The sequence below is a fragment of the Parvibaculum sp. genome, assembly GCF_040882025.1.
Classification (GTDB): Bacteria; Pseudomonadota; Alphaproteobacteria; order Parvibaculales; family Parvibaculaceae; genus Parvibaculum.
Genome location: NZ_JBBECC010000061.1, coordinates 1 through 5738 on the forward strand (window position 1 = coordinate 1; position 5738 = coordinate 5738).

Below are 5738 nucleotides of genomic sequence, written 5' to 3' on the forward strand. Positions count from 1 at the left end.
AGTGGGCTGCCGCATCCATGCCGTAATTGCCGGCACCGAAATAGATGCGGTTGAGATAGAGCGTCAGGATTTCGTCCTTGGACAGATTGTTCTCTAGCCAGAGCGTGATCAGCGCTTCCTGCGCCTTGCGCATCACGGTGCGGCTGTTGTCGAGATAGAGGTTCTTCGCCACTTGCTGCGTGATGGTCGACCCGCCTTCGACAAAACCCAGAGCCTTGACGTTGGACCACATGGCGCGTGCGATGCCGCGTGGATCGAAACCGTTGTGCTCGTAGAAGCTGCGATCCTCGGTCGCGAGCACCGCCATGATGAGGTAGGGCGGAAATTCGCCGAGCGGCACCGTGGGCGCCGTGCGCCGGCCGCGGCTGCCGATCCCGTTGCCGTCGACATCGAGCACCGTCAGCATCAGCGCTTCGTCGGGGCCGGCATCGATCGCGCGCTGCAAGTCGGGCAGCGTTTGCGACACAAGAAGGAAAACGCCGATGAAGAATGCTGTCAGCAGAAACGAAACGGTGGCGAGGAAACCGGGACGCGAGCGTCGTTTGACGCGCAGGCGCTCGCTGTCGTCCCCGTCCGGCGGCTCCGGCAGGTCGTGCATCGGCACGCGGCGCTGTTGCGCGCGCATCGGATAAGGATCGTCGTCGTCCTGCGACACGGTTAACCGCCTCGATAGCTACACGTCCGGCGTCGTCCGGACAGGGTTTTCATGCGAGCGCCATGCCAGCTTCGACTGCGCCGAAACGAGACTGGATTAACTTTGTGAGAGGATTGGGGCGGCTTCGCGGCGAAGCGGAGGCAGGATTCCGCCGCTTTCGGGCGCCACTTGACGGCAGGCGCGGCGCGGGCTTCTGTGCCGGAATGAGCGACACCGGCGAACCCTTCTGGCGCGTGAAGCGCCTCGATGAAATGAACCGCGAGGAATGGGAAAGCCTCTGCGACGGCTGCGCCAAGTGCTGCCTGACCAAGCTCGAGGACGAGGACACGGGCGTCCTCGAGTATACCGACATCGCCTGCCGGCTGCTCGACGCGGAGACCTGCCGCTGTTCGGACTATGCGAACCGCTCGGTCCGCGTCCCCGATTGCGTGACGCTGACGCCGAAGAATCTCGACGATATCGACTGGATGCCGCCTTCCTGCGCCTACCGGCTGTTGAAGGAGGGCAAGGACCTGCCCTGGTGGCACCCGCTGGTTTCGGGCGAATACGAGGCCGTGCGGCTGGCCGGAATGTCCGTCCACGGACGGTTTCTCTATGAGGACGAGGTCGACCTGGAAGACCTTGAGGACCGCATCGTCGACTGGCCGCTGATGCCGCCCGGGTGACAGCGAAAGCGGCAGCGGACCCCCCCCTCTGTCACAAAACTGTCAAAAAACTGTCACAAACCCTAGGCGCGGATCGCCCGAAATGCTAAAGGCTTTCCCCGGCCGGTCCGCCCGGATGCGGCGAACGAATCGGGGGAGCCGGATTTGGCGAAGAGCGCACTCGACAAGGACCTGAAAAAAGTCGTCCGTCTCGAAGAGGCGACTTATGCCCTGTCGCGCTCGATCGCGGCGCCGGGTCTTGCGATTATTTTCCTGCTGGCGGTTCTGCTTTTCATGGCGGGCCTCGCGCCGGTGGGCCCCTTGAGCATCTTCGTGATCGCGGGCGGCGTCGTCGCCGGCTACATGGCGCTCAATATCGGCGCCAACGATGTCGCCAACAATATGGGACCGGCGGTCGGCAGCCGCGCGCTGCCGCTGGCTGCCGCGCTCGTCATCGCGGCGGTCTGCGAGGCGGCGGGCGCGATCCTGGCGGGCGGCGATGTCGTCAACACGATCTCGCGCAACATCGTGAGGCCCGCCGAAGAACTCGATGTGTTCGACTTCGTGATGCTGATGGTGGCGTCTCTCCTTGCCGCCGGCATGTGGCTGCATCTCGCGACGTTTCTCAACGCGCCCGTCTCGACGACGCATTCGATCGTCGGCGGCGTGGTCGGCGCCGGTATCGCGGCGGCGGGCATGGCCGCGATCAACTGGTCGATGATGAGCGCCATCGCCGCGAGCTGGGTCATCTCGCCGGTGATGGGCGGTCTCATCGCGGCGGCGCTGCTCGGCTTCGTCAAATGGACAGTGCTCTTCCGCGACGAAGACCGCATCGAGGCCGCCAGGCGCTGGGTGCCGGTGATGATCGGATTGATGGCGGGCACCTTCGCGATGTATCTCGCATTGAAGGGCTTCTCGCGCGTCTGGAAACCGGCGCCTGAAACGGTATGGGCCCTCGGCGCGGCGGGTTTCGCCGCCGGCTGGCTGCTGACCCGGCCCTGGGTCGCGCGTCGCGCGGCGCTGATCGAGAACCGCCGCAAGCATGTGGCGAAGCTCTTCACGCTGCCGCTGATCTGCGCCGCCGCGCTGCTTTCCTTTGCGCATGGCGCCAACGACGTCGCGAACGCGGTGGGGCCGCTGGCGGCCATCGTCGCCGCCGCCGAAACCGGCGAGGCCGCACCCGACAAGGTGGTGCTGCCGCTCTGGGTGCTGCTGATCGGCGCCATGGGCATTGCGCTCGGCCTCGCGCTGTTCGGCCCCCGCCTGATCCGCACGGTGGGCGAGAAGATCACCAAGATGGATGCGGTGCGCGCCTTCTGCGTCGCGCTTGCGGCCGCCATCACCGTGCTGATCGCTTCCGCGCTCGGACTTCCGGTATCGACGACGCATGTTGCGATCGGCGGCGTTTTCGGCGTCGGCTTCCTGCGCGAGATGCTGGCCAACATAGGACTGAACGCCGACACGCCGAAAAAGAAGAAGGTGCGTCCCGGCGACCCCGACACGCTGAACAGGACGCCCGAAGAAGCGATCCGTAGACAGATCAAGCGCGAAACGCGAAGGCTGGTGCGGCGCCGCCATGTGCTGACCATCGCCGCCGCCTGGGTGATCACGGTGCCGGCGGCGGGCCTGCTGGCGGGCGGTATCTATGTGGTGCTGAAGCTCGTTATGGCCTGAGGCGCGGCCGCTACTGCTGCCCGCGCAGCATCAGCGCCAGTTCGACAAGGCGGGGTTCGGCGAGGAGTTTCCGCGCTTCGGTGAGCGAGGCCCAGTGGCGCCGGCGCTCGTTTTTTTCCGGCCAGTCCTCGTGCTGCGTCGCGACGCGCAGGGGGTAGAGATCGACCTCGATGGGAAGCGGGCGCAGGCCCCGCCGCTTGTAGCCGCTATAGGCGCCGAGGGGCGCGGCCGCGATCTCGCCCTCGACGCCCGCTTCCTCGAAGGCCTCGCGCGCGGCGGCCTCGGCCGGCGTCAGCCCGTCGATCAGGCTGCCCTTGGGAAAGATCCAGCGCCCGGTGCGCCGCGAGGTGACGAGCAGCACCGCCACCTTGCCGTCGATCACCGCATAAGGGATCGCGCCGACCTGCCGCCGCGGCGCGCTCGGCGCGTGGCGGCGAAGCGTGTAGCGAAGCGAGAGGATGAAACGGCGCAGCATGGGAACTCCGGGTTGAGGCGGGGGGAGCATAGCCGAGTCGGGAGGGGGGTGGGGCTGTTTCTCGAAGGGAAGGGGTTTGCACGCAGAGGCGCAGAGACGCAGAGGTGCAGCGGGTGGCGCGAAAGCAGAGTTTTCTCTGGACAGCCAAAAGAGGAATGGCTGGCGCTTCCGCCTTCGCTCCTTGCGGAGCTTCGGCGGATAGATCGCGCCGGGAGTGTTTCCGCGCCGAAGGCGCAATCGTTCTTCTCTGCGTCTCTGCGCCTCTGCGTGCATTCCTCCTTCCTTGCGTTCGGCCGACGCGAAAGAAAATCGCGCCTCATGAGATATCCCCAGTTGTCAGCGATGCGCTCGATCCCCACCTAGGTTCTATCTCCAGAATTGCATCCGGAAAGACCATGGCGACGAAGCGCAAGGAAGCGCCGGCGGCGGCGAAACCGCGTGCGGCGAAGAAACCCGCGACCAAAAAACCCGCGCCGAAAAAGGCGGCCGTGCCGAAGGCGCCGCTGCGCAAGCCGGATGATGCCGGCATCGATTGGGACCGCATCCGGGCCGATTACGAGATCGGGAAGCGGAAGGTGAAGGAAATCGCGGCCGAACACGGGATCAATTTTCAGAAAATATCGGCGCGGGCGACGCGCGACAATTGGCCGACGCGGAACGAGGTTCGCGCCACGCAGCACATGGCGACCGGCGCGCCGCTGCCGGTCGATGCCGAGGCGCTGGCCGGCCGCCTGATCAAGCTGATCGCGCGCGAGATCGCCGATGTCGAGGCGCAGCGCAAGGTGACGCGCGACGAGGCGTTGGGCGAGCGCCAGGCGCGGCGGCTGGCCTCGCTGGTGCGCTCGGCCGACAAGCTCCATGAAATCGAACAGGCGGCACGGCAGGCGAAAAAGAATGACCCCGAAAGCGATAGAGCAAGGCGGCGAGAAGACGATGGACGCCTTCGAGCCGAACTCAACAGCCGCTTCGCTCGTCTCGTTGCAGCCAACCGATCTCGGAAAGACGCTGAGGCACTTGACCTCGAATGAGGTGCGTTTGCTCGTCGGTGACTGGCCCTTCTGGGCGCGGGCGGATCAACTTGCACCGCAAGGCGACTGGACGACCTGGCTGATGCTGGGCGGACGCGGCGCCGGCAAGACGCGGGCCGGCGCCGAATGGGTGACGGCGGAAGTCGATAGCGACCGCGCCGGCCGCATCGCGCTGGTCGGCGAGACGCTTTCGGACGTGCGCGAGGTGATGATCGACGGGCCCTCGGGCCTGCGCGCGGTAGCAAAACTCGACATGCGGCCGCGCTATGAAGTGTCGCGCAAGCGGCTTTTGTGGCCGAACGGCGCGGTGGCCTATGTGTTTTCGGCCGGCGAACCGGAAAGCCTGCGGGGCCCTCAATTCGACGCGGCCTGGGGCGACGAGCTGGCCAAATGGCGCCATGCCGAAGCGGCCTGGGACATGCTGCAATTCGGCCTCAGGCTGGGCGTGGCGCCAAGACAGGTGATGACGACGACGCCACGCCCGGTGCCGCTGCTGAAGCGGCTGATTGCCGATCCGGCGACGGCGGTGACGCGCGCTTCGACGGCGAAAAACCGCGTCAACCTCGCCGACGGATTTTTCCGCAGCGTGATCGCGCGCTATGAAGGTACGCGGCTCGGGCGGCAGGAACTCGACGCCGAGCTGATCGAGGACAATCCGGACGCGCTGTGGACGCGCGAGACAATCGAGAAGAGCCGCTTGCGCGACGCGCGCGATTTCATCCGTGTCGTCGTCGCGGTCGATCCGCCGGCCTCGAGCGGCGCCGGCGCCGATGAATGCGGCATTGTCTGCGCGGGGCTCGGGCCCGATGGCCGCGCCTATGTGATCGACGACCGTTCGATGGGCCGCCTGTCGCCGCTCGCCTGGGCCAAGCGCGTCGCCGGTTGCTTCCGCGCGCATGAGGCCGACCGCATCGTGGCGGAAGCCAACAACGGCGGCGAAATGGTCGCCCAGGTGATGCGCCAGGAAATGCCCGACGCGCCGATCCGCCTCGTGCATGCAACGCGCGGCAAGCGCCTGCGCGCCGAACCGGTGGCGGCCTTGTATGAGCGCGGCCTTGTGCATCATGTCGGCGCCTTTGCCAAGCTCGAAGACCAGATGTGCGACTGGACGCCGGGCGCAAGGAGCCCGGACCGCCTCGACGCGCTGGTCTGGGCACTGACCGAGCTGATGCTGTCGGGCGAGGCGGGCGAGCCGAAATTGCGGCGGTTGTGAGGGGCGTGGCGAAGCGACTTTCGACCCGGAAATTTACCGAAGCCTCAGT

General features: G+C 66.4%; 6 protein-coding genes. 4 read left to right on the plus strand and 2 right to left on the minus strand.

Annotation, left to right across the window (positions count from 1 at the left end):
* A partial coding sequence (locus tag WEB61_RS04110) for a transglycosylase domain-containing protein (RefSeq protein ID WP_368063056.1) occupies positions 1-655 on the minus strand: 655 nt, incomplete at its 3' end.
* Positions 656-858: 203 nt separating this feature from the next.
* On the opposite strand from WEB61_RS04110, the gene WEB61_RS04115 reads away from it, so the two are divergent.
* Positions 859-1320 carry a YcgN family cysteine cluster protein gene (locus tag WEB61_RS04115; RefSeq protein WP_368063057.1) on the plus strand — a complete coding sequence of 154 codons (462 nt, stop codon included), beginning with the start codon at positions 859-861 and terminating at the stop codon, positions 1318-1320.
* 144 nt (positions 1321-1464) lie between these two features.
* Positions 1465-2973: an inorganic phosphate transporter gene (locus WEB61_RS04120; RefSeq protein ID WP_368063058.1), complete on the plus strand. Its 1509-nt coding sequence runs from the start codon at positions 1465-1467 to the stop codon at positions 2971-2973.
* A gap of 10 nt (positions 2974-2983) precedes the next feature.
* On the opposite strand, the gene WEB61_RS04125 is transcribed toward WEB61_RS04120, so the two are convergent.
* Positions 2984-3448, minus strand: a complete 465-nt coding sequence (locus tag WEB61_RS04125; protein WP_368063059.1) for an NUDIX hydrolase — start codon at positions 3446-3448, stop codon at positions 2984-2986.
* A gap of 395 nt (positions 3449-3843) precedes the next feature.
* On the opposite strand from WEB61_RS04125, the gene WEB61_RS04130 reads away from it, so the two are divergent.
* Both WEB61_RS04130 and WEB61_RS04135 read left to right on the plus strand, forming a co-directional pair.
* On the plus strand, positions 3844-4476 hold the full coding sequence (locus tag WEB61_RS04130; protein WP_368063060.1) for a hypothetical protein: 633 nt from the start codon (positions 3844-3846) through the stop codon (positions 4474-4476).
* Complete coding sequence (locus tag WEB61_RS04135; protein WP_368063061.1) at positions 4454-5689, plus strand: DNA-packaging protein; 1236 nt, start codon at positions 4454-4456, stop codon at positions 5687-5689. The genes WEB61_RS04130 and WEB61_RS04135 overlap by 23 nt, the downstream gene beginning before the upstream one ends.
* Positions 5690-5738 lie beyond the last annotated feature (49 nt).

Coding starts and splice junctions, on each gene's coding strand:
- WEB61_RS04125 (WP_368063059.1), bottom strand. CDS start 3,448: ATGCTGCGCCGTTTCATCCTCTCGCTTCGCTACACGCTTCGCCGCCAC.
- WEB61_RS04130 (WP_368063060.1), top strand. CDS start 3,844: ATGGCGACGAAGCGCAAGGAAGCGCCGGCGGCGGCGAAACCGCGTGCG.
- WEB61_RS04115 (WP_368063057.1), top strand. CDS start 859: ATGAGCGACACCGGCGAACCCTTCTGGCGCGTGAAGCGCCTCGATGAA.